This is a genomic window from Ruegeria sp. HKCCE4148 (assembly GCF_017872495.1).
Lineage (GTDB): Bacteria > Pseudomonadota > Alphaproteobacteria > Rhodobacterales > Rhodobacteraceae > Ruegeria.
This window is the reverse complement of sequence record NZ_JAEDOS010000003.1, coordinates 191,770-214,828: the sequence shown is the minus strand read 5'-3', so window position 1 is coordinate 214,828 and position 23,059 is coordinate 191,770. Positions and strand designations below refer to the sequence as shown.

The window sequence follows — 23,059 nt, the reverse complement described above, 5'->3', positions numbered from 1 at the left end:
TCTTTGCGCTAATATAGGGTGGAAAATACAGGACAATGGCCCAAAATTTATGTATCCGAAGGCAAGTGTTCTGATTTTGTGGAAATAGGCAGTGCAAATGGACTTTCCTGATCTGGATCGGTTCGATCGGTCGATTCTGAAAATTTTGGCTGAAGACGGTCGTGCTTCGGTCGCCGATCTGGCGCGCGAGATCGGCTTGTCGAAATCCCCGACACAGGCGCGGCTCAAGCGGTTGGAGGCGAGCGGAGTGATTAAGGGGTATCGGGCAATGCTGGATCCGATCCGCCTTGGGCTGGATCACGTGGCTTTTGTCGAAGTGCGCATGACGGACACGCGCGAAAAGGCGCTGGCCGAGTTCAATGCCGCTGTCCGTAAGATCGCCGAAGTCGAGCAGGCGCATATGATTGCATCGAATTTCGATTATCTTCTAAAAGTTCGCACCGCCACGATGTCCGAGTACCGTCGTGTCTTGGCCGAGAAAATCTCATCCCTGCCGCATGTTGCCAGCACGTCAACTTTTGTGGCGATGGAGGCTGTTAAAGAAACCGGTATGCTTGGCGGGTTTGAACAACAGGCTTGACGGAACAGGATTTCAACCCACCCTAGGGGCATGAAACGAGTATTCGCTGCCACGAGTCTTATGATCGCCTTTCCGCTTTTGGCGCTCGCTGAAACATGCCCTATGTCTCCGGATCATACGGAAGGGGTTGAGGCGCTCATTAAGCAGGTTCAAAAGGCAAAGTCGCAAAGCGACGCGCGTGCCATCTCGGATCAGATGTGGGTGCTTTGGACGGATGCACCGGACTCTCGATCACAAACCTTGTTGGATCGGGGGATGGCACGACGAGAAGCTTGGGATTTGCTGGGCGCCTTGGACGACTTCAACCAACTTGTCGACTATTGTCCGACCTACGCTGAAGGTTACAATCAGCGAGCTTTTGTAAACTACCTCAGGCAGGATTTTGGTGTGGCTTTGCAAGACTTGAACGTCGCAATTGAATTGTCGCCAAACCACATTGGGGCACTCAGCGGGCGTGCTTTGTCTTTGCTGGGTTTGAAGCGCCTGGAGGATGCGCGAGCGGCACTGTCTGAGGCTCTTGATCTCAATCCCTGGCTGTCAGAGCGGGCGTTGATAGAGCCGGGTGGTCTGTTGGAACCGCCTGGAAAGGACATCTGACAATAGGGCCTTGGTATCCGAATAGCCGGTGGGCACGCATTAACGTGATAGTATTCGCCGCTTTTCAGCCATGGCCTCACGTCGTCTCTGTTCAATTCCCAGTTTGAAAGACTTTTCGACAAAGTCGATGTGTTCGGTTGCCGCTTTTTCGGCTCGTTCTTCATCACCGTCGATCACCGCGCGACCCAATTCTAGATGCTGCTGCAGCAGCTTTTCCCCCGTTCCGTCAATCGTGCGCAGGAAATCACGATTGTAGAAAACGCCTTTACGGGTGAGTTCGTAGATCGACGCCATCATATGGATGAGGGTTGCGTTCTGACTGGCATCGACAATCGCTGAGTGAAGCGCAAAGTCTGCCTCTTGCGAGGCTTTGGCGTCTTGCTCCTGCCAGGCACGCTCATTTTCGTCTAGGATTTCGGCGATCCGCTCCTTGTCCGCCTTGGTTGCCCGACGTGCAGCAAGGCGGGCCGCGAAGCCTTCCTGCTCGCGGCGGTATTCCAGATAATCAAAAAAAGCAGGCTCGTGCCGTTCATACAGTGCAAGAAGAGCAGGCATCATGGCCTGTCCGGTCAGGGCTGCCACGAACGTGCCTTCGCCGTGCTGCGTGGCAACCAGACCGCGTTCTTCCAGCACCTGAAGCGCCTCGCGTAGCTTTGGGCGCGATACGCGCAACATTTCGGCAAGATCGCGTTCCGAAGGCAGTTTCCGGCCCTGTTTCAGGATGCCCGAGGCGATCAGATCTTCGACTTGTGCAACCACAGCCTCGGCCAACGATTCGTGTCCAACCGGTTCAAAAATTGCCTTGGTGTTCATGATGCACTGCCCTGTTTGAAGCTGGAAATCCGCAGCAACTGGTAAACAAACATAACCGTATCCGCGCGAAACTCAAGCTTCTGAGCGTTCTTACAAGTAGCTAGGTACTTTGTTGTTCGTGAAAGGTTTTTGGGATTTGTCCTATTTTTTAGCAGATCTCAAAAGTTGTTCTTTAGGCCGCGTCTAACGTCGCAGGGATTTTTGGGAATCAACCAATGGTAAATAAAATTGTTGACTGGCTAACTCTGGTAAAGTTAGTTTACCACCGGAGCGGCGCTGGAAGAGCCTGCGCCAATGATCGGGCTGAAACCCCGACCAACCCTGGAGGAGAATTCATGAAGAAGACCCTGACGAGCTTGGCCGTGGCGGCCAGCATTATGGCCGCGCCTGCGGTTGCCGCAGACAAACTGCTGTTGAAAACGCCGATTGCGTTCTCGACCGAATTGCCGGGCTTGGGCTCGCCGATCCCGCGTGTTGCCGAACAGCTTGACGTGATGTCGGGCGGCACGCTGAAGATGAAAGTGTACGAGCCGGGCAAGCTGGTTCCGCCGTTCGAAATTTTGGACGCGGTATCCACTGGAAAGATCAACTCGGGCTACACCACAGCCGGATATTGGGCCGGTAAAATCCCGGCTGCGCCGCTGTTTTCGGCTGTGCCTTTTGGCCCCGAAGCGGGTGAATACATGGCGTGGCTCTACTACGGCAACGGCATGACTCTGTATCAGGAAATGTATGATCAGGCCGGTTACAACGTAAAAGTTCTGCCTTGCGCAATCATCGCACCCGAAACCTCGGGTTGGTTCGCAACCGAGATCAACTCGCCCGAAGACCTGAACGGTCTGAAGATGCGTTTCTTTGGTCTGGGCGGCAAAGTTATGCAGAAGTTGGGTGTTGCAACGTCGCTGCTGCCGGGTGGTGAGATATTCCCCGCGCTGGAAAAAGGCGCGATTGACGCGACTGAATTTTCGATGCCCGCCATTGATGCGCGCCTGGGCTTCCATAAACTGGTCAAGTTCAACTATTTCCCCGGCTGGCACCAGCAGGCGACTGTGTTCGAACTGCTGATCAACAAAGACGTCTGGAATGAAACCAGCGACCAGCACAAGGCAATCATTGAAAGCGCCTGTAAGGCGTCGATGGCGGACAGCTTTGCCGAAGGTGAAGCGATCCAGCATGCCGCGCTGATCGACAACGTTGAAAACAACGGTGTCACCATCAAGCAGTGGTCGCCCGAGATGCTGGATACCTTCCGCGCCACCTGGGACGAAGTTGCCGCTGAAGAAGCCGCAAACGATGCCTTTTTTGCACAAGTCCTGGCCGACATGAACGAATTCCGCGACGGCTACAACCTGTGGAAGACCAACGCGTTCCTCCCACGTCAGTAAACTCTCCCTAACTGACGTTACCGGGGCGGCGGAATCCGCCGCTCCGAACTCTCCCAAAAACGGAATTTCTAACCTTTCACTGCCCCGCACGCCGGGGTGCTGAGCGAGGAATGACCATGGCCAACGAACTATATACAAATGATCCGGTCGAAGCCTATGAAGGCATTCTGGAGCATCCCGAAACAGACCGCCAGAAAATTGCCGTCGCTATCGACACGGGCGTCAAAGCGGTAGGCCATGTGGTCATGTGGGCGAATATCCTGCTGATGGCTGCGATCTTCAGCCAGGTTTCGCTGCGCTACCTGTTCAGCCAGAATTACCCCAAGCTGGACGAGATCCAGTGGCATTTCTACGGCATTGTCACGATGATCGGCATTTCCTATGCCTTGATCACCGACAGCCATGTCCGCGTTGACGTCCTGCATATGCAGTTGTCACGCCGCGCGCAGCGGATCATCGAAGTGATCGGTATCCTGACCCTGCTGACACCGTTCATCTATTTGATGGTCGACCAGGGGTACGACTATTTCTACGAAAGCTTCCGCGTCAATGAACGCTCGGACAGCCCAACGGGTCTGCCTGCGCGCTGGGCGTTTAAGGCGGTCATTCCGATCAGTTTCATCCTGCTCGCCCTGGCGGCACTCGCACGGTTGATCCACGATGGGCACGCGCTGCTTTACGGACCGGCCTCGGAACGGGAAGGCGCGCCGCTGCGTCGTATCCTGCTGGTTCTGGCCGTGTTCGCTGCCGTCTGCGTGGGCCTGACCTTCCTTGTCGAAACGACCGAGGAAAAGCTGGTCATCGCCATGTTCCTGACCTTCATCGCGCTGCTGTTCACCGGCTACCCGGTGGCGTGGGTGCTGGCCGGTGTCGGCGTGGCCTATTGCGGTCTGGCTTACCTGTTCGACAACGATCTGATGCTGTGGACGGGGCTGGAGAGCACTTTTACCGGGCTCGATTACCTGACCCTCGGAGCGGTCGTGAACCGGGTCTATGCCACCATGTCCAACGCAGTTCTGGTTGCGCTCCCGATGTTCATCTTCATGGGCCTGATGCTGGACGAATCCGGTGTGGCCGAGCGTCTGATGTCCTCGATGCAGCGCCTGTTCGGCACCGTGCGCGGCGGTCTGGCGATCACCGTGACCCTGATCGGGATCATTCTGGCAGCCTCGACCGGCATCATCGGAGCATCGGTCGTGCTGCTGGGCGTGCTGTCGTTGCCGTCGATGATGCAGCAGAAATATCAGCCGACGTTGGCTGCTGGCGTGGTTTCAGCGTCCGGTACGCTGGGTATCCTGATCCCACCGTCCATCATGCTGGTGATCATGGCCGACCAGATGGCCTTGTCTGTCGGAGACCTGTTCATGGCGGCTGTCTTCCCCGGCGTGATCATCGGTGGCCTGTACCTGACCTACATCTTCATTCTCGCACTGGTGAAGCGTGATGCGGCCCCTGTGCCCGAGGGCGCAAAAGCTCCCGATTGGGCCGCTGTCAAGGACGTTCTGATTGCCGTCATCCCAACGCTGATGCTGATCCTCGCCGTGCTGGGTTCGATCTTTGCAGGTCTGACCACGCCGACCGAAGCCTCGGGCATCGGTGCGCTGGGTGCGACGCTGCTGGCACTGGGCTATCGTAAGCTGACCTTTGCGAAACTGTGGAACGTGCTGGTGTCGACCTTCAACACCACTGCGTACATCTTCGCGATCTTCCTTGGTGCGACCGTATTCTCTTACGTCCTACGGGAACTGGGCGGAGACGAGCTGATCGAGCATGTGGTGCAATCCACCGGCTTTGGTGCCTACGGCACAATCCTTTTCATCCTGTTCATCGTCTTCTTGCTGGGCTTCGTTCTGGACTGGATCGAGATCACGCTGATCGTGTTGCCTCTGATGCGGCCCATCGTGAACGGGTTGGGCATCGACATCCCCGGCTTTGGCGTTCTGGATGAACCCGCGCTGGTGTGGTTCGTGATCCTGGTGGCGGTGACGCTGCAAACCAGCTTCCTGACGCCGCCTGTGGGCTTCGCCCTGTTCTATCTGAAAGGCGTTTGCCCGCCCGAGATCAAGCTGACCCACATTTACAAAGGCATCATCCCCTTCGTGTTGTTGCAGTTGACCGGTCTGGCGTTAGTCTTCCTATGGCCGACCCTAGCCACCTGGCTGCCCTCGGTCGCCTACTAAGGAGCCTGCCTGATGCGTCTGAGCCAATGTCATAACTTCCACGACTTCCGGCGGCTGGCCAAGCAGCGGCTGCCGGGGCCCATCTTCAACTATATCGACGGTGGCGCAGATGATGAGGTGACGTATCGGGAAAACACCAACGCATTTGATCGCTGCGATCTGCTGCCTTCGGTCCTGCGTGGGGTGTCCGATGTGGACATGTCGGTCACCGTGATGGGGCAAAAGCTGGATATGCCCGTCTATTGCTCACCCACCGCCTTGCAGCGCCTGTTCCACCATCAAGGCGAGCGCGCGGTTGCGGCGGCGGCTGAGAAATACGGGACGATGTTCGGCGTATCCTCGCTGGGGACTGTGTCGCTGGAGGAGCTTCGGCAAAAACACAAGAACCCGCAGGTCTATCAGTTCTATTTCCACAAGGATCGCGGCCTGAACGCCGCCATGATGCAGCGCGCCAAAGAGGCCGGTGTCGAGGTCATGATGCTGACCGTCGACAGCATCACCGGCGGCAACCGTGAGCGTGATCTGCGCACCGGCTTCTCGATCCCATTCCGTCTGACGCTGGGCGGCATGATCCAGTTTGCAATCAAGCCGATGTGGGGGATCAACTATGTCACGCACGAGAAATTCCGCCTGCCGCAGCTGGAAGAACATGTCGATATGGGTGGAGGTGCCAGCTCGATCGGCGGCTACTTTACCGACATGCTCGATCCGTCGATGAACTGGGATGACGTGGCACAGATGGTGCGAGACTGGGACGGTCAGTTCTGTCTCAAAGGCATCATGACCGTTGAGGATGCCAAACGCGCAGATGAAATCGGCTGCACCGGGATCATCTTGTCGAACCACGGGGGCCGCCAATTGGACGGCTCACGCACGCCCTTCGACCAACTGGCCGAGATAGTCGATGCAGTTGGTGACAAGCTGGACGTGATGATGGACAGCGGCATTCAGCGCGGCACGCATGTGCTCAAAGCGTTGTCAATTGGGGCCAAAGCCGTGGGTGTTGGTCGTCACTACCTGTACCCGTTGGCTGCCGCAGGGCAGGCGGGGGTCGAGCGCGCACTTGGCCTGATGCGGGCCGAGATTGAGCGCGACATGAAACTGATGGGCGTCACCAGCGTTGACCAGTTGAGCCGCGAGAATATCCGTTTCCGCAGCGCTTGAACCCAAGATGGGGGCCGAGATGACCAATGAAGAATTGATCAAGCACTTCCGCTCCGTCGTCGGATCGCGCCACGTCCTGACAGGCGAGCGCGCGACCGAGCGGTTTCGGCGTGGGTTCCGCTCGGGCGAGGGGGAGGCGCTGTGTGTCATTCAGCCTGGTACGCTGTCGGAACAGTGGAAGGTTCTGCAAGCTTGTGTTGCATCGGACAAGATCGTCATCATGCAGGCCGCCAACACCGGCCTGACAGAAGGATCGACACCGTCGGGCAGCTATGACCGCGATGTCGTTCTGATCAACACCCGCCGGATGGATACACTGGTCCCGTTGAACAATGGCGAGCAAATCGTCAGCTTTCCCGGTGCCACCCTGTTTGCTTTGGAAAAACTTCTGGCCCCGCTGGGGCGCGAGCCGCATTCGGTGATCGGTTCCTCGTGCATCGGTGCATCGATTGTGGGTGGGGTCTGCAATAACTCGGGCGGGTCTTTGGTCGAGCGTGGGCCCGTTTACACCGAACTGTCCGTGTACGCCCGGATATCCGAGCAGGGCGAGCTGGAACTGGTCAACCATCTGGGCATTGATCTGGGCGACACGCCCGAGGAAATTCTGGCAAGCCTTGACGCCGGCACTTTCGACCGCAACCCGGGGGCCACGAACAAACGGGCGTCAGCAAGTGACTACGCACAGATCGTGCGGGATGTGGACGCAGAAACGCCTGCACGTTTCAACGCAGACAAGGCCAAACTGTTCGAATCCGCTGGTTCTGCCGGAAAACTGGCGGTTTTTGCTGTTCGCCTTGATACCTTCCGGAAAAACGACGCGGAAAAAGTGTTCTATATTGGAACGAACAGCCCCGATGATCTGGCCGCTTTGCGCCGCCATATCCTGTCTAGGTTCAAGTCACTGCCTGTTTCGGCCGAATATATGCAGCGTGAAGTGTTCGACATCACCGCCAAATACGGCAAGGACACAGTTGTGATGATCGACAAACTGGGGACGGATCGCTTGCCGTTCTTCTTCGCGATGAAAGGCGCGGTTGATGCGCGGCTTCGGCGTATACCGCTCCTCGGCAATTTTACTGATCGTTTCATGCAAATGGCCGTAGCGCTTTGGCCGCGTGTTCTGCCCAAGCGGATGGTCGAGTTCCGCGACAAGTACGAACATCACCTGATCCTGAAGATGAAAGATGACGGGATCGCAGAGGCTGCTGCGTGGTTGCCGGATTTTCTGAAAGACCGTGAAGCTGGGTTCTTTGAATGCGATATGCGCGAGGCCAAGATTGCCGGCCTGCATCGTTTCGCAGCCGCCGGAGCCGCCGTGCGTTACATGGCGCTGCATAACTCGGATGTAGAAGATATTATTGCACTGGATGTCGCGCTGCGCCGCAACGATTACGACTGGCTGGAAAAACTTCCACCTGAGATCGAGGATAAGCTGGTGCACAAACTCTACTACGGCCACTTCATGTGCCACGTCATGCATCAGGATTACATCGTCAAAAAGGGCGCGGACCCCAAGGTGTTGAAGGCAGCGATGCTCAAACTGTTTGACGAACGGGGGGCAGAATACCCGGCTGAACACAACGTGGGTCACTTGTACAAGGCCAAGCCGGACCTGGCAGCGCATTACAAGTGCTGCGACCCGACCAATTCGTTCAACCCTGGTATCGGTAAGATGTCGAAGGCGAAATACTACAACTAAGCGGGCTTCACGACGCGGCCGAACGTTTGTCGAAGGCATCCAACAAACGGTTGCCCGTGTCAAAGAACGCGTCTTCGCCGATCAGATCGGTCACGCCATAGCGATCAAGCTCTGCTTTTACATCTGGTTCAACCAGCGTGAACACGAGGCGAATGCCGTTTTCATGCAGAAACTCGACCAAGCTGCGCAGGGCATACCCGGCGGTAAAATCGATCTCATCTATGGCCGATGCGTCGATGCAGAACCATTCAGGTTTCGCGTCCGAGCCTTGCACAATGGCCGTGGCTTCATTCGTAAAACGCTGTGTGTTTGCGTAATACATGCCGTGCGAGAACCGATAGATCACAAGGCCGGGTTCAAATTGATTGGGTGGTGTCAGGGCTTTTGAATGCCAGCCACCGTTTTCGGTTTTGACGATCGCGGCGTTCTTTGGGCGATACCCCCGGCGGGTGTGATCGATCAGAGAAAAGACCACGGCAAAGACAATGCCTTGTTCGACGCCCACAAGCACGACCACGGCGGCCGTTGCGGCGGCCACCCAGAACTCTGAGCGGGCTTGTTTGTAGATCGTGGTAAGACCACGCAGATCAATCAGCTTCAAACCAATCAGGAAGACAATGGCCGACAAGGCGGCACTTGGCAGATAAGCAAGCGGTTTGGTGAGAAACAGGATCACCACAAGGACAATGGCCACAGTAGTCAATTGGGCCACCTGACTGCGCCCACCGGCGCTGGCGACCATTTCGGTTTTGGTGGGGCTACCGTTGACCACAAATGTGCCGGAAAATGCCGCGCCGAAATTTGCAAGGCCCAACCCGATCAGGTCTGTGTTCTCGCTGAACTTCTCATCGTACCGGGCAGCGTAGGCTCGTGAGGTCGCTGCGCTCTGTGCCAGAATAACCACGAAGATGGACAGTGCCGTGGGCAGGAGTTGTTTGAACAAAGTCCAACTCCAATCCACATTCGGTATCGAGAGTGACGGCAAGCCGCTTGGAACTGTCCCCAGAACAGCAATGCCGATTGTTTCGAAGGAAAAGGCCCAGCTGCAATAGATCACTCCTACGATTGCGATCAGGGGGCCGGGTATTCTTCGCGACAGCATTGTGGAGGCGACAACAACGCCAAGCACGGCGGCAGAGACAAACACAGTTGGCCAGCTGATATGAGCCACGTTCAGGTATACGTCGTTCAGCCGCGCAAGCGTACCGTGTCCGCTGGCTTCGATCCCCAATAAACCGGGTATTTCGCCAGTGGCAACCTGAACGCCAACGCCGGTCAGAAAACCGACCAAAACGGTGCGCGACAGGAAGTCGGCCAGAAATCCAAGCCCGATGATCCGCGCAGCGATCAAAAGCACGGCCGCCATCAGCGCCAACAGGGACGCCAAAGCGAGGTATTCCGACGAACCCGAGACCGCCATGCCCGCCAGCGCCGAGGCTGTTATGGCCGCCGTTGCCGAATCGGCCCCGACCACAAGATGTCGCGACGACCCGAACAGGGCGAACAGCGCCATGGGAATCAGAATCGTATAGAGCCCCGTAATGACCGGCGTACCCGCGATTTTGGTATAGCCCATGACTTCGGGGATCGCGAGGCAGGCAAAGGTAAGCCCGGCAAGCATCTCGGTCGGAAGACGCGACCGGTCAAAAGGCAGCACGCCCTGCAGCACCGGTGACGGTGATGATTTGGGATTTCTGCCCGGGTTTTCCATGGGTTACCTTTTTACCCGATTTGTTCTGCGTGTGATCTTGGTTGCCAACAGAGCGTCGGGGCAAAATTTAAGCAAGGCATGATGGGCAAATCGAAAGGCTCCTGCTGGGTTTTTTAACAGGTTTTCAGGGAAAATAGCGCGACTACGGGAAACCCCCAATTTTGCGCGGCAGCGATCAGGGGTAAACATGACCTACCGTACTTACCACACAAACACACGGTAATTACTTTCCCCGATGAGGGGCTGGTCACACCCCCTCGGCCGGCCCCTCTTAACTTTTTGGGAATGTGAAACAGATCTTGCCGCCCGCAGATTTGGTGGGCGAGTTCAGGACAAGTGTTCGTTTTGGGCCAGCGTCGCCACATGAATGGGAAGGTCTGCAGCAGCCTCATAGGCGATGTCATGTGGAATGTTCTGCACGCGGGACTTTCGGTATCCTTCCGTGAACAGCAGAAACGGGATTTTCGCTCTGACGGCGGTTTCCGAGTCTACCTCGCTGTCTCCAACAAATACGCGGGGACCTTTTGCCTCAAGGGCATCGAAGCTTGCAAAAAGATGCTTGGGGTCCGGCTTTCTGGTCGGCAGACTGTCGCCACCAATCACCACATCGAAGAACCGCGACAGGTTCAGCGCTTCTAACACGTGGCGGGCAGGGGCTTCGGGCTTGTTTGTGCAGATGCCCAGAGCGCAACCCATCTGTCGTAACGCATCCAGCGATTCGGGGATGCCGGGGTAAGGAATGGTCGTTTCGCTGGCCGCTGCGTTGTAGTGCTTCAGGGTCAGTTGTGTCAGTTCCGCATGACGGTCCAGCGGCAGTTCGCAATGGTGGATCATGCGTTCGACTAGCTTGGGCAGGCCATTGCCAACGAATCCCTTGATGATGTCGATCGACAGCGGGTCATGCCCAACGTCATTCAATGTTCGATTGGCCGCTGCGGCCAGATCGCCAAGGCTGTCCACCAGCGTTCCATCGAGATCAAAAATAACTGTTGCGGTCATGCCCAGCGCGTCCTTTTCGTCTGACCGCAGACGTAACCCGCCCTCTTCAGGGGTGCAATCGCTTGTGTTAAAACGACACTTGACAATCCTTACTAAAATAATCAGATTAAGCTGCAGGAACAGAAAGCCAGCCCAGTCGGGGTCAGCCAGACTATATGAAACGCAACAGGTATGGCGCTAAGCCGACACGCTCTGGAGATGTCCTGATGAACATACAGAACCCGACCCCCACCCAAGGTTATCCTGTCTCGATGCTTCCCGCGCACAAGGCCGAGGAGCTGACAAAGGGCGGAAATCTTGCCCATATCGAACTTGGCGATCAGCTTTACACTTTGCGGATCACCCGCGCAGGCAAACTGATCCTGACGAAATGAGCATGCAATCCACACGCGGTGGCGCCACGGTTGGCCACCTTGCGGATCTTGGTCCGGTTGAAGCAGGTGCGGTGATGTATCTGCGGATGTGGAGCGAGGGTGAGGGCGGTCGAACCGACGCAGCCAGTGATTTCCAGATCGCCTTGGGCGCAGATTGCGGAGAGGCCGCGATGCAGACGCTGGAAAGTGTGTGTTCCCTTTGTGCCGCCTATGGACGCCGCCCCCTAATCCGCCATGGGCTGAAATGCGCGTGCCTGGGCGCTGATGAGAATTGCTTCGCCCAGATGATCGCCGCAGCATCCGAGGGTGCGCGTGAAGATGCGATGATGTTGGCGTCTCTGATCGTGCGCCCGGATTTTGCGCCTGCGCTCGCATCGTTGTCAGAAGAGTTGGGTCTTGCCCTCAAGCGCATCACGGCTCGGTTCAGGATTCCGACAACCGGACACCATACCCCCTCGGCCGTTCTCCACTGATCCCCGGTTCAGGGCGGCTTAACCCCGGCATTGCGCCGGGGTTATCTTGTTCAGCAGCATCCACATCCTGCGTGGTAATGATCATGATCGCAAACCGGCGCAGGGGTGTAGTCGCCCACCTCAGACAGCACGTCCCGCAAGGCCCACAGGATCATGTCCACATCCTCGGCCTCAATGGTCAGCGGCGGGCGGATTTTCAGGATGTTGTCTTTGGGACCTTCGCTGCCGATCAGAATGCGATGATCGCGCATCCGGTTTTTGACATAGCTGCAAATCTCGGTTCCTTCTGACCCGTCAGTGTTGATCAGCTCAACACCCAGAAACAACCCCATGCCCCGCACGTCGCCAACACAGCCAAAGTCGTTTTCGATCTGACGCAGCCCGGTCATCAGACGGTCTCCCATCAGGCGGGCATTGTCTTGCAGACCTTCGTCGTCAACGATGTCCAGCACCTCCTTGCCGATCCGGCAGGACAGGGTCGAGCCGCCGAAGGTGGAAAAGAATTCAATCCCATTGTTGAAGCTGTCCGCAATTTCCCTGGTCGTCACCAACACGCCCAGAGGGTGCCCGTTGCCGATCGGTTTGCCCATGACAACAATGTCAGGCAGCGCGCCCTGGTGTTCAATGCCAAAGTAGTACTCGCCCAGACGACCAAGACCTGTCTGCACCTCATCTGCGATGCAGACACCACCGGCGGCACGGATTTTCTCATAAACCGCAGGCAGATAGCCCTTGGGAGGAATGATCTGTCCTCCGACCGAAGGGAAGGTTTCCGCAATAAACCCTGCTACGCCTTGCCCGCGCGCGTTCAAGGCTGTGATTGCCGGGTCTAAAAGATCGGCAAATTTCTGGGCCCGATCCGCATCGTCTCGCTTGAACGAACCGCGGTAGTCATCCGCGACTTCGACCAGCTCAACCCAGTCGGCTTTGCCGATGCCACCAGGCTTGTTGAACTTATAAGCCGAGATCGCCACAGCCGCGTTTGTATTCCCGTGATAGCCGTGATCCGGCGTCACGATCCCTTTCACTCCGGTATGGGCACGGGCCAGTCGCAGAGCCAGCTCATTGGCCTCGGTCCCGGAATTGACGAAGAAGCAGACCTCGAAATGATCTGGCAGTTTGGACAGGATCTTGTCGGCAAAAGCGGTTTGGGCCGGATGCAGATAACGGGTGTTCGAATTCATCCGCCTCAACTGATCCGCTGCCACGGCCTGAATACGCGGATGCGCATGGCCGACATGAGGAACGTTGTTATAGGCGTCCAGATAGGGGCGGCCCCATTCGTCGAACAGGTGGTGTTTCCACCCACGCACCAGCATGACCGGATCGTCATAGGTCAGAGACAGGTTACCGCCAAAATGATCGCGTCGCCCTTGCTGGATCGCCTGCTTGTCAGTGGGTTGGTAAAACACCTTGTCATCCGGCAGGTTCAGCAAGGCGGCGGGGTTCGGACAGACCGCGTGCCACAGCTCCATCTCGTCAGGATCGCCAACACCGGGCCAGTCCGCCTCCATACCATCGGTGGTCAGGGCCAGTTGGAAATGCACATGAGGGGCCCATCCGCCATTCTGGCTGGCATCGCCCAGCCGGGCAAACGCCGCCCCCTGTGCTACCGGATCGCCGGGTTTCAGCCTGTCACAGCATTCTGGATCCAGATGACCATAGAGCGTATAGAACGGATCACCTTCGGGCGTTTCGTGATGCAGGATGATCACCCCGCCATAGTCGAGGTGGCTGTCGCGTTTCTCGACGACCTCAACCCGCCCGCTCATGGGCGCGTGCAGCACCGTCCCGGCAGGCGCAAACACATCCACGGCCAAATGCACTGTCCGCCGGTCCGAGGCTTTCCACGGGCCCTTGCGGAACCCCGGTTCGGCATAGATCAGGCGGGGCTCGTTGTAATAGCCCAGCCACAGATCTTGCCCATATTCCTCGCCGACCCGCGCGGCTTCGGCCAAAGGCATGTGGAACGGGTTCTGAGGCCAGACACAGTTCTCAACCGACAGCGAGCCCATGGGCGCATCGCTCAGATCCTGACCGAACATATCGGCAAACTGGCCACGATGATCCTTCAGATAGGCTTGGATGCGCTCAGCTCCGTCGACAACAGGCAGGCCGCACGCCGCCCGCAAGCGCGCCTTCATCAACCCACCATTGACCGAGGCATTCTCAAGGAACCGCCATGCGGGTGCCTGCGAGATGGTTACATAAGGGTCATCCGGGTTCTCGGCTGCCATCAGGGTCGAGTTGACGACCGACACGGCAAGCCGCATCCGCAGCAGCGGCCAGATCAAGTCTACTTCGTCGACGCTCAGCCGGTTGGCCGCGTGATAACCTTTCACCAACGCAGACAGCGCCCGTTCTGGTTTGGGATGGTCCAACACTATGTAAGCCCCGGCAATCGCCAGATCGCAGACTCGCGGCGCCGCGCACATGTCACCCAGATCGATCAGGCCCGAGATCCGCCGCCGTTCACTCAATTCCCCTTCGACCAGAATGTTATAGTCATTGGCATCATTGTGGATGGCTTGTTTTGGCAGATCCGCAAGGGTGCCGGAGATCGCAGCAAACCCGCCGCAGATTTCCTTTAGCAAGGCTTGTCGCGAAGGACCAGAAATCGCGTCCAGCTTACCCGCAATCCAATCCGCCTGCATCAAGTCCCATTTGAAATCGGCCCGATGCAGCCCCTCATGCTGGAACCCTTCCAGGGCCCGATCGGTTGCTCCCAGCACGCGCCCAAGTTTCAGGATCAATTCTTCGGATTTTGGTGCCGCCTTTGCGTAGCATCGCCCGGGCAGGCATTCCAGCAACCATGCCAGCCTAGGCTGAGCCTCAGAGTCTGTAATCTCGGGTAACACATCGCCGTTCAAATCGGGGAACACTTTGGGAAAAGGCAAACCCGGTGCTTCCGATGCAATATGGGCCAGTGCCTGTATCTGCAGGTCCACCAAACCGGCTTCGCAACCTGCTCGCATGACCTTCAGAACATAGTCCTGCCCATTGGTGGCCTGCACCAGAAAGTTTAGGTCGTATTCGCCATCCAACCGCTTCAAACGCGCGTCCAGCCCCCAGTGCTGCCGCAATGCATCCGCCCAGAACTTCACCAATTCGCTCATGTCGCTCTCCGCCCCGGTGCACCCGGGATCCTCTTCATCTGGCTAAAAATACCTTCGGGGGTGAATTGGCCCAACGGGCCAAGAGGGGGCAGACAGCCCCCTGAACCCTCAGTCCAACGCGCGCAAGCGCTTGAACAGAGACGACGTATCCCACCGCCCACCGCCGAGTTTCTGAACGTCCTTGTAAAACTGGTCGACCAATGCGGTCACGGGCAGTGATGCACCATTGACGTTGGCTTCATCCATACAAATACCCAAATCCTTGCGCATCCAATCCACGGCAAACCCGTGTTCGAAATGATCGTCCAACATCGTCTCGTGACGGTTCACCATTTGCCAGCTTCCAGCCGCGCCCTGGCTGATTACCTCTACCACGGATCGCCCGTCCAACCCTGCTTTCTCGGCAAAATGCAGCGCCTCGCTGAGAGCCTGAACCAAACCGGCAATCGCGATCTGGTTACACATCTTGGTCAATTGGCCCGCGCCGCTGTCGCCAATTCGGCGGCAAATCTTGGAATAGACCTCCATCAGCGGTTCGGCCGCATCGTAAGCGGCCTGATCACCACCGCACATGATGGACAGAACACCGTTTTCAGCCCCGGCCTGACCGCCCGAGATCGGGGCGTCGACAAAGGCGACCCCCTGCGCGGCACCGGCCTTGCAAAGCTCACGCGTGACATCTGCCGAGACCGTTGTGTGATCGACGAAGATGGCTCCGTCGGACATGCCGTGAAACGCACCGTCCTCGCCTGAGCAGACCATGCGCAGATCGTTATCATTGCCCACGCAGGCCATGACAAATTCCGCGCCCAGGACGGCGTCTTTCGGAGTAGCCGCCATGGCCCCGCCATACTGGGCCACCCAGGCTTCGGCCTTGGCTGTGGTGCGGTTGTAGACGGTAACGTCATGACCTGCGGCTTTCAGATGTCCGGCCATGGGATAGCCCATGACACCAAGGCCAAGGAACGCGACTTTTGCCATTTTGTGATCCTCTCCACTGTTCGACCATGGTCTCAGGCCGAAATCTTTGGCGAAGACAAAGCAAAGCTGCGCCCAAAGGGCAACCCCGTGTCAGCCTTTCCCTCCCAGATCTTTCAGGATCGGGCAATCAGGGCGGTCATCTCCGGCGCACGCATCGATGAGATGGCTCAGCGTATCGCGCATCGCGTTCAGGTCCGCGATCTTGGCTTTGATCTGAGCCAGATGATCCCGTGCGACCCGCTTCACATCGGCGCTTGCGCGGGTTTCATCCTCATACAACGCCAACAGGGTACGGCAATCTTCGATGGTGAACCCAAGCGCACGGGCGCGGCCCAGAAAGTTCAGCTTGTGCACGTCCTGATCGCGAAAACGGCGATACCCGTTGTCGTCGCGCAGAGGCTTGATCAGGTCGATCTCCTCATAATAGCGGATCGTCTTGGCGGGCAGACCTGTACGGGCAGACACGTCTCCGATATTCATGGGTGCACCTCGTTGGCGGCCAAGGTCGGGGTTTCCGGCACGCTGGCGCGAACGCGACGCAGACGCAAAGCATTTGAGACCACAAAAACACTCGACAAAGCCATCGCGCCTGCTGCCAAAGCAGGCGACAACAGATGACCGCCAAACGGATACAGTGCGCCAGCCGCCACCGGGATCAGCAGGACATTGTAACCAAACGCCCATCCGAGGTTCTGGCGAATGTTTCGCATTGTGCGACGGCTGATCTCGGTCGCGTTTGCAACGCCACGCAAATCACCCGACATCAGCACAACGTCCGCCGTTTCGATCGCCACATCCGTACCTGTCCCAATGGCGATGCCGATATCCGCAGATGCAAGCGCCGGAGCATCGTTGATCCCATCGCCAACAAAAGCCAGCGTTCCGAAACTACCCCGCAAAGCCGTGATCGCATCTACTTTACCGTCCGGCAACACCTCGGCAGTGACGTGATCGATCCCCAACCGATCAGCCAACGCCTGTGCCGTCCGCGTGTTGTCTCCGGTGACCATGGCCACAGTCAGCCCCATCTGGTGCAACCTCTGCAGCGCTTCTTCGGTGCCGGACTTAATCGGGTCGGACACAGAAATCGTCGCAGCGGCCTGCCCATCTAAGGCAACGAATAGCGGCGTTGCCCCTTCAGAGGCGCGCTCTTCGGCCTCGTCCGCCAAGCGGCCAAGTTCAATCCCCCGGTTTTTCATCAGCCTGTACGACCCGACCAAAACTTCCTGACCTTCAACGAGGCCCTGTACGCCCAGCCCGGTAATTGATTGGACATTCGACGCCTCGGGTAGAGCAGAGGGGCCCGCCCGGGTGATAGCCGATGCAATTGGATGCTCTGACTGTGCTTCGAGGGACGCAGCGAGTCGCACAACCTCATCCCTGTCAAACCCGTTCGCCGTCATCACGCTATCCAACTCGGGACGGCCGAGCGTCAGTGTCCCGGTTTTGTCCAGCGCGATAATGCGTGCTTGTTGAAGCTGCTGCAATGCATCGCCTTTGCGGAACAATACCCCCAGTTCTGCTGCGCGCCCCGTGCCCACCATGATAGAAGTAGGCGTCGCCAGCCCCATCGCACAGGGGCAGGCAATGATCAGCACCGAAACACCTGCCACAAGCGCGAGCGGCAAGGCGGGGCTGGGACCGAAAATCAGCCAGATTAGGACGGTGATTACAGCAACGAGAATGACGGCGGGGACGAAGCGATAGGTGATCTGGTCGACCAGCCCTTGAATGGGCAATTTGGCCCCCTGTGCCTGCTGCACCATGCGGATGACCTGAGCCAGAACCGTGTCGTCCCCAACGCGCGCGGCGCGTACCCGCAAGGCTCCGGTCCCGTTCACCGTGCCGCCAACAACAGCGGCCCCTTGCGATTTTCCGACCGGCACAGGCTCGCCAGTGATCATGCTTTCGTCGACGTAAGATGTGCCCTCAAGCACTTCGGCATCTACTGGCAGGCGCTCGCCCGGACGAACGCGCAAAATGTCTCCGACAACTATTTCAGCAATCGGACGGTCCTCTGTTCGGCCATCCACTTCGACCCTTGCGGTTTTGGGCTGCAAGCCTACCAGCTTCCTGATTGCGGCCCCGGTTCTGCCTTTGGCGCGCGCCTCCATAAGCCGACCCAGAAGGATCAGAACAACGATGACTGCTGCAGCTTCGAAATAGACATTGGCGGTGCCTTGCGGCAGCACATTTGGGGTGAATGTGGCCACCACGGAATAGAGATAGGCCGCCCCGGTCCCCAACGCGACAAGCGCGTTCATATCAGGCGTGCCGTGTAGCAGGGATGGGATGCCCTTGCGGTAAAACACTCGTCCCGGACCGATCAACAGGGCCGAGGTCAGAGCAAACTGGATAAGCTGACTGGTCTGCACACCGACGGTGGCGTGTACCCAATGATGGAACGCGGGGATCATGTGCCCACCCATCTCAAGAACAAACACGGGCAGCGCGAGGACAGCGGCAAGCATCGTGGTGCGGCTCAGATTGCGAATTTCGTCATCTTCGCGGCTTTCAGGTTCCTGGGTGTTTTGAAAGCGCGCCGGGTATCCGATTCCGGTGACTACCTGTGCTAACTGCTCTGGCGTGGTTGTCCCCGCCGCGTATGTCACTTTGGCGGTTTGAGTTGCGAGATTTACCTGAGCGTCTATTACACCCGGGTTGGCTACTAGCGCGCGTTCGATCTTGGCCACGCACGAGGCGCAATTCATCCCGTCGACACTCAGATCTACGCAATTGGTTTCAGCAGGATACCCTGCCGCATCCAGCGCCGTAGTCAGAGCCGTAACCGGCCCGTCAAACGCCACTTGCGCTGATTTGGTTGCAAAGTTGACCGAAGCCGCATCGACACCTGGCACATCGCGCAGGGTCGCTTCGACACGGCCCACACAGGACGCGCAGCCCATGCCGGTGATTTTGAGCTCTTTGAGTGTTTCATGTGCCATGCGACTCGTTCCGCAGCTTACCTTGCCCTTCAAATGGGGGTTCCGGTCACGGGAAGGTCAAGGGGTCATGGCAAAAATCTATTCTGCTGGCCCGCGTATATTGCGCTCCATCATGCGTTGATACAGGCGCGGTGAGAGGCTGTTCAGCCACCAAGACAAACGCGCCACACGTCCAACCGGAATCATCGGCTGCGATTTGTCTAATCCTCGCAGGATTGCTTTGGCGGCGGCCTCAGGGCTCATCTCATCCATACCATCCTTTGCCGATCCGGGTCTTGCCGTTCCATCGGCCTGCTCTTGTGCGTTGCCCGGGTTGGTGGCCACGAAAGACGGTGCCGCGATCTGAACCCGAACACCATGAGGTGCTTCTTCGGAGCGGAGCGATTTGAAAAACCCCTCAAGCGCGTGTTTCGATGCAGCATAGGCCGTCCGGTGATAGAGCGGTGCAAACCCTGCCACGGACGAGATCGCCAGATGTGTCCCTTTGGACGCCCGGATCGGCTGTAAAAATGACCGGGCCATTTCGACGGCTGCGAAATAGTTGATGTCGAATACCATTCGGTGGCTGGCGGCGTCGGACTGATCAAACCCCCGAATTTGCGTGACCCCGGCGTTGTAGATGACCAGATCAGTACTTTCGCTGGATTCGATCACCCTTTGGGTTGCGTCAGCAAGCTGCTCGGGGTCTGTCAGATCGCAAGCGATTGGCAACTGGTTTGGCCTGGTGTCCAAGCCTGAGACGTCAAGGTCCAGCAACACGACCCGCCAACCGCGGGCTTGCAGGGCATGGCTCAGGGCTTGCCCCAAACCACCTGCTCCACCTGATATGACAGCTGTCTTCATAGCCCGGCCTGCTTTTGCCAGAACGCGAACACCTCGGCGCTGGTTTTTTCGGGTGTATAGCCGAATTCTGATTTGAGGGCGGAATTGTCCAAAACAGGTCGATATTGCAGAAACCGTACCTGTTCCGGCCCATAGCGAGACAAGCCAAGCGGGCGTGCCACGGATAAAGCCGCCTTAAGTGCCCAAGCAGGAAGACGCAGAACTGATTTCCCCATGGCATCGGCCAGATCGGTGACACCCATCGCTCCGTCCCCGGCGACGTTATAAACGCCGGGTGGCCCGTCTGTCGCTGCGCGCCGCAGGATACGGGCCAGATCGTGCGTCCAGATAAACACAAAAGGGCTTTCGCTGCCGGTCACAGCCAGCAGGCGCGGCTTGTGAAACAGGGCGGTGATCTGGTTTTCAGTGCCAGCCCCCAGCACCGTCCCCACGCGCAGAACGACCTGTTCAAGATCAGGGGCAGCGCTTCGGGCTTCCGCCAACAATTCCTCGACCTGTCTCTTGTGGTCGGAATAAGGGAATTCTGGATTGCCCCGCAACGGGTCACGCTCGCGCAGCGGAATGCGGTTGTCCGCATGATACCCATACGCAGCCCCGGATGATGTGACCACCAGTCTGCGTACGCCGTTGGCAATCGCTGCATTCACCACCTTGCGCGTTCCTTCGACGTCAACAGCGTATGCTGCGGCGCGTCCCATCTTGGGCGTGGGCGTCACGATTGAGGCCAGATGCACGATGACATCCGGCTTCACCTTGGTGATCACGCGGGCAGGGGCGTCGCTTGTCACGTCCATGGGCAGGAAGGCGACGTATTCCGGCAAAGACTCCGGGCGTCTGAGGTCGGTGGCAAAGACCTCATGCCCCTCAAGCTCCGGCAACAGTGCTTGCCCGACCATACCGGCTGCGCCTGTGATCAGAATACGGGTCATCGCGCGGCCTCGGTTCGGGCCATGACCGACGCAAGCGCAATGCCCGATATCGCGTGCCAGATGCCCCAGAACGCGGCCACAACCGCCATGCCGCCCAGCCCGTGGAAAAAAGCGAAGATCAAGACCAGTCCAAGCCCTGAATTCTGAATGCCGGTCTCTATGGTGATTGCGCGACGATCAAAGGGGGATAGCCGGGTCAGAGTGGCCACGACCCAACCGCCCCCCAGCGCCAGGGCGTTGTGAAGGATCACAAGCCCGGCAACCGCCCCGGCAAAGCTGAGGAAGAATCCCCAGTTGGCGGCCAGGGCAAGCAGGATGAAGGCCGCGAAGATACCCATCGACAGGTATTGCAACGGCGCCCGCAGACGGGCGGTCAGGGCTGGTCGAAGCTGATTCAACGCAATACCCAGAACCAGGGGCAGGATCAGCATCAAGCCGACGAGAATGGCGATTTGCACCGGATCGATCTGGGTCTGCTGCAGGATCGCTCGGGTTGGTGGATACAGCCCGCCCCAAAGCGCGATGTTGAAAGGCGTCATGAAGATTGCGCCAATAGTGGCAAACGCTGTCATCGACACAGACAGAGCTGCATTGCCGCCCGCGCGATGCGTGATGAAGTTCGAGATGTTGCCTCCGGGACAAGCCGCAACAAGGATTAGCCCTAACGCGATGGATGCACGTGGCTCTGTGATCCACACCAGCGCAAAGGTCAGTGCGGGCAGGACCACGAACTGAGACAACAGCCCGACAATCACCGGTTTCGGCGCGCGTCTCAGGCGATCAAAATCCCGCGGCGTCAGGTCGATCGCGATCGAGAACATCACAATCGCCAGAATGGCGTTCAGCAACGTCAGCGACGCCGGGCTGAAATTCAGCGTGACTTCGTCAATACCACTCATGCGGCGGCTTTCCGCAGCCGGTCGATCCAGCCAGTGACGGCCTTTCTATATGTGGCCTTGTCCACGTAATAAGCCATGCGGGGCAGATCGATATAGTTCATGCCTCCGGTGGCGCGCGTGTAGTCTTTTTGTTTTTCGGTTTTCAGATCGGCCGCCGCCGGGCAACCGCATTGAAGACCCTTGATATAGCGCGCCACCATCTCGGCCTGTTCGTGCCTCCCCTGCCAGCCAAGACCCGTGGCCTCGACCATGCCCAGCACAAACAGATCGTCGCGTTCGGGGTGTATGGTGTTCAGGAAAAGATGCGGGGCATCGCCCTGCCAGTTCAGCAGGTCCTTATCGATGAAAGGATAGTGCAGCTTGTATCCGGTTGCGGCGAGGATCATGTCGTAGTCTTCGCTGGTGCCGTCCTTGAAGTGAACGGTGTGACCCTCAAGCCGGTCGATATCGGGGCGAATGCGCAGATCGCCGTGGCCTGCGTGATACAGGACCAGTGAATTTACCACCGGATGGCTTTCGTAAAGCTGATAATCGGGTTTGGGAAAGCCGTATTTCTGCGGATTTCCGACGAACCAGCTGAGGATCAGACTGTCGACCTTTCGCTTTAACCACATGGGCAGGCGGATCTTGCCACCCATCGTGTCAGCAGGTTTGCCAAAGACATATTTCGGGACGAAATAGTATCCGCGCCGCATCGACAGGTCGCAGCGTTTTGCATGATGGATCGCGTCCACTGCAATGTCGCAACCGGAGTTGCCTGCACCCACAACCAATACGCGCTTGCCGTCGAATTGACTGGGATACCGGTATTGAGAGGCATGGATCAATTCGCCGTCGAAGGTTCCGGGGAATTCTGGCATGTTCGGTTCCGACAGGGTGCCGTTTGCTATCATAACCCCTGCGAAGTCGGCCTGATGGTCACCTTCGGCATCCCTCCAAGACACGCGCCAACCGTCTCCCGAGTTGCCCAGCGGCGTGATCTGGGTGACTTCGGCATTGAACCTATAGTTCTCACGCAACCCGAAATGATCTGCAAAAGCACGGAAATAGTCGCGCATCGCCCAGTGAGAAGGGTACTCGGCCACAGCCTCATCCATCGGGAAGTCTTCGAACTCGGTCATGCGCTTGGACGAGATCAGATGCGCTGTCTCATACATGGTTGATCTGGGGGCATCGATGTCCCACAGACCGCCCACATCCGAATGCAGCTCGAACCCTTGAAATGCGATGCCTTGTTCTTTCAGCACCTTGGCCGCGGCCAATCCCATCGGTCCCGCCCCGATCAGGGCGAATGCGTCGCGCGTTTCTTCCATGAACCCTCCCAAAGTTCGTGAGGCTTAACTTGAACGAACGACCAAAATAAGGCAAGGT

Annotated in this window: 19 protein-coding genes; 8 read left to right on the top strand and 11 right to left on the bottom strand. The window is 57.8% G+C overall.

Translation table 11 applies throughout. The annotated features are described in order from the left end of the window. The first annotated feature begins 97 nt into the window (after positions 1 to 97). Positions 98 to 580 (top strand): Lrp/AsnC ligand binding domain-containing protein, encoded by a 483-nt coding sequence (locus tag I9187_RS10860; protein WP_171176036.1) that lies wholly within the window; start codon positions 98 to 100, stop codon positions 578 to 580. A 30-nt stretch (positions 581 to 610) separates the two neighbouring features. Further along, the gene (locus I9187_RS10855) at positions 611 to 1,177 is read left to right on the top strand and encodes a hypothetical protein (protein WP_245223191.1); all 567 of its coding nucleotides are present in this window, start codon (positions 611 to 613) and stop codon (positions 1,175 to 1,177) included. Positions 1,178 to 1,216: 39 nt separating this feature from the next. Here I9187_RS10855 and I9187_RS10850 read toward each other — a convergent pair whose 3' ends face one another. Then, positions 1,217 to 1,990: a FadR/GntR family transcriptional regulator gene (locus I9187_RS10850; protein ID WP_171176034.1), complete on the bottom strand. Its 774-nt coding sequence runs from the start codon at positions 1,988 to 1,990 to the stop codon at positions 1,217 to 1,219. 335 nt (positions 1,991 to 2,325) lie between these two features. On the opposite strand from I9187_RS10850, the gene I9187_RS10845 reads away from it, so the two are divergent. The 4 genes from I9187_RS10845 to dld all read left to right on the top strand — a co-directional run bounded on the left by I9187_RS10845 (position 2,326) and on the right by dld (position 8,418). Then, positions 2,326 to 3,375 carry a TRAP transporter substrate-binding protein gene (locus I9187_RS10845; protein ID WP_171176032.1) on the top strand — a complete coding sequence of 350 codons (1,050 nt, stop codon included), beginning with the start codon at positions 2,326 to 2,328 and terminating at the stop codon, positions 3,373 to 3,375. Positions 3,376 to 3,491: 116 nt separating this feature from the next. After that, positions 3,492 to 5,555, top strand: coding sequence for a TRAP transporter large permease subunit (locus I9187_RS10840; protein ID WP_171176030.1), 2,064 nt, complete (start codon positions 3,492 to 3,494; stop codon positions 5,553 to 5,555). A 12-nt stretch (positions 5,556 to 5,567) separates the two neighbouring features. Next, a complete protein-coding gene (locus I9187_RS10835) occupies positions 5,568 to 6,719 on the top strand; it encodes an alpha-hydroxy acid oxidase (RefSeq protein WP_171176028.1) in 1,152 nt (383 codons plus the stop codon). Between the two features lie 19 nt (positions 6,720 to 6,738). Then, a complete protein-coding gene (gene dld, locus I9187_RS10830; RefSeq protein ID WP_171176027.1) occupies positions 6,739 to 8,418 on the top strand; it encodes a D-lactate dehydrogenase in 1,680 nt (559 codons plus the stop codon). A gap of 7 nt (positions 8,419 to 8,425) precedes the next feature. Here dld and I9187_RS10825 read toward each other — a convergent pair whose 3' ends face one another. Then, on the bottom strand, positions 8,426 to 10,129 hold the full coding sequence (locus tag I9187_RS10825; protein WP_171727418.1) for a SulP family inorganic anion transporter: 1,704 nt from the start codon (positions 10,127 to 10,129) through the stop codon (positions 8,426 to 8,428). Positions 10,130 to 10,456: 327 nt separating this feature from the next. Next, positions 10,457 to 11,128, bottom strand: a complete 672-nt coding sequence (gph, locus tag I9187_RS10820; RefSeq protein ID WP_171727417.1) for a phosphoglycolate phosphatase — start codon at positions 11,126 to 11,128, stop codon at positions 10,457 to 10,459. A 206-nt stretch (positions 11,129 to 11,334) separates the two neighbouring features. On the opposite strand from gph, the gene I9187_RS10815 reads away from it, so the two are divergent. Together I9187_RS10815 and I9187_RS10810 are read left to right on the top strand one after the other, a co-directional pair. After that, positions 11,335 to 11,502 carry a hemin uptake protein HemP gene (locus I9187_RS10815; RefSeq protein WP_171176275.1) on the top strand — a complete coding sequence of 56 codons (168 nt, stop codon included), beginning with the start codon at positions 11,335 to 11,337 and terminating at the stop codon, positions 11,500 to 11,502. A gap of 2 nt (positions 11,503 to 11,504) precedes the next feature. After that, positions 11,505 to 11,975, top strand: coding sequence for a hypothetical protein (locus I9187_RS10810; protein WP_348540086.1), 471 nt, complete (start codon positions 11,505 to 11,507; stop codon positions 11,973 to 11,975). Between the two features lie 50 nt (positions 11,976 to 12,025). Here the strand turns inward: I9187_RS10810 and I9187_RS10805 are convergent, their stop codons facing one another. The 8 genes from I9187_RS10805 to I9187_RS10770 form a co-directional block, all read right to left on the bottom strand. Beyond that, positions 12,026 to 15,091 carry an aminotransferase class III-fold pyridoxal phosphate-dependent enzyme gene (locus I9187_RS10805; protein WP_209940189.1) on the bottom strand — a complete coding sequence of 1,022 codons (3,066 nt, stop codon included), beginning with the start codon at positions 15,089 to 15,091 and terminating at the stop codon, positions 12,026 to 12,028. A gap of 108 nt (positions 15,092 to 15,199) precedes the next feature. Beyond that, positions 15,200 to 16,072: an NAD(P)-dependent oxidoreductase gene (locus I9187_RS10800; RefSeq protein WP_171176010.1), complete on the bottom strand. Its 873-nt coding sequence runs from the start codon at positions 16,070 to 16,072 to the stop codon at positions 15,200 to 15,202. A gap of 90 nt (positions 16,073 to 16,162) precedes the next feature. Beyond that, positions 16,163 to 16,552, bottom strand: a complete 390-nt coding sequence (gene cueR / locus I9187_RS10795) for a Cu(I)-responsive transcriptional regulator (RefSeq protein WP_171727415.1) — start codon at positions 16,550 to 16,552, stop codon at positions 16,163 to 16,165. Next, complete coding sequence (locus tag I9187_RS10790) at positions 16,549 to 19,017, bottom strand: heavy metal translocating P-type ATPase (protein WP_171727414.1); 2,469 nt, start codon at positions 19,015 to 19,017, stop codon at positions 16,549 to 16,551. Before I9187_RS10790 ends, cueR begins: the two co-directional genes overlap by 4 nt. 78 nt (positions 19,018 to 19,095) lie before the next feature. After that, positions 19,096 to 19,860, bottom strand: a complete 765-nt coding sequence (locus I9187_RS10785) for an SDR family NAD(P)-dependent oxidoreductase (RefSeq protein WP_171176004.1) — start codon at positions 19,858 to 19,860, stop codon at positions 19,096 to 19,098. After that, positions 19,857 to 20,789: an SDR family oxidoreductase gene (locus I9187_RS10780; RefSeq protein WP_171176002.1), complete on the bottom strand. Its 933-nt coding sequence runs from the start codon at positions 20,787 to 20,789 to the stop codon at positions 19,857 to 19,859. The genes I9187_RS10785 and I9187_RS10780 overlap by 4 nt, the downstream gene beginning before the upstream one ends. Then, a complete protein-coding gene (locus I9187_RS10775) occupies positions 20,786 to 21,688 on the bottom strand; it encodes a bile acid:sodium symporter family protein (protein WP_171176000.1) in 903 nt (300 codons plus the stop codon). The genes I9187_RS10780 and I9187_RS10775 overlap by 4 nt, the downstream gene beginning before the upstream one ends. Next, the gene (locus I9187_RS10770) at positions 21,685 to 23,001 is read right to left on the bottom strand and encodes an NAD(P)-binding domain-containing protein (RefSeq protein WP_171175998.1); all 1,317 of its coding nucleotides are present in this window, start codon (positions 22,999 to 23,001) and stop codon (positions 21,685 to 21,687) included. The genes I9187_RS10775 and I9187_RS10770 overlap by 4 nt, the downstream gene beginning before the upstream one ends. Positions 23,002 to 23,059: the final 58 nt, after the last annotated feature.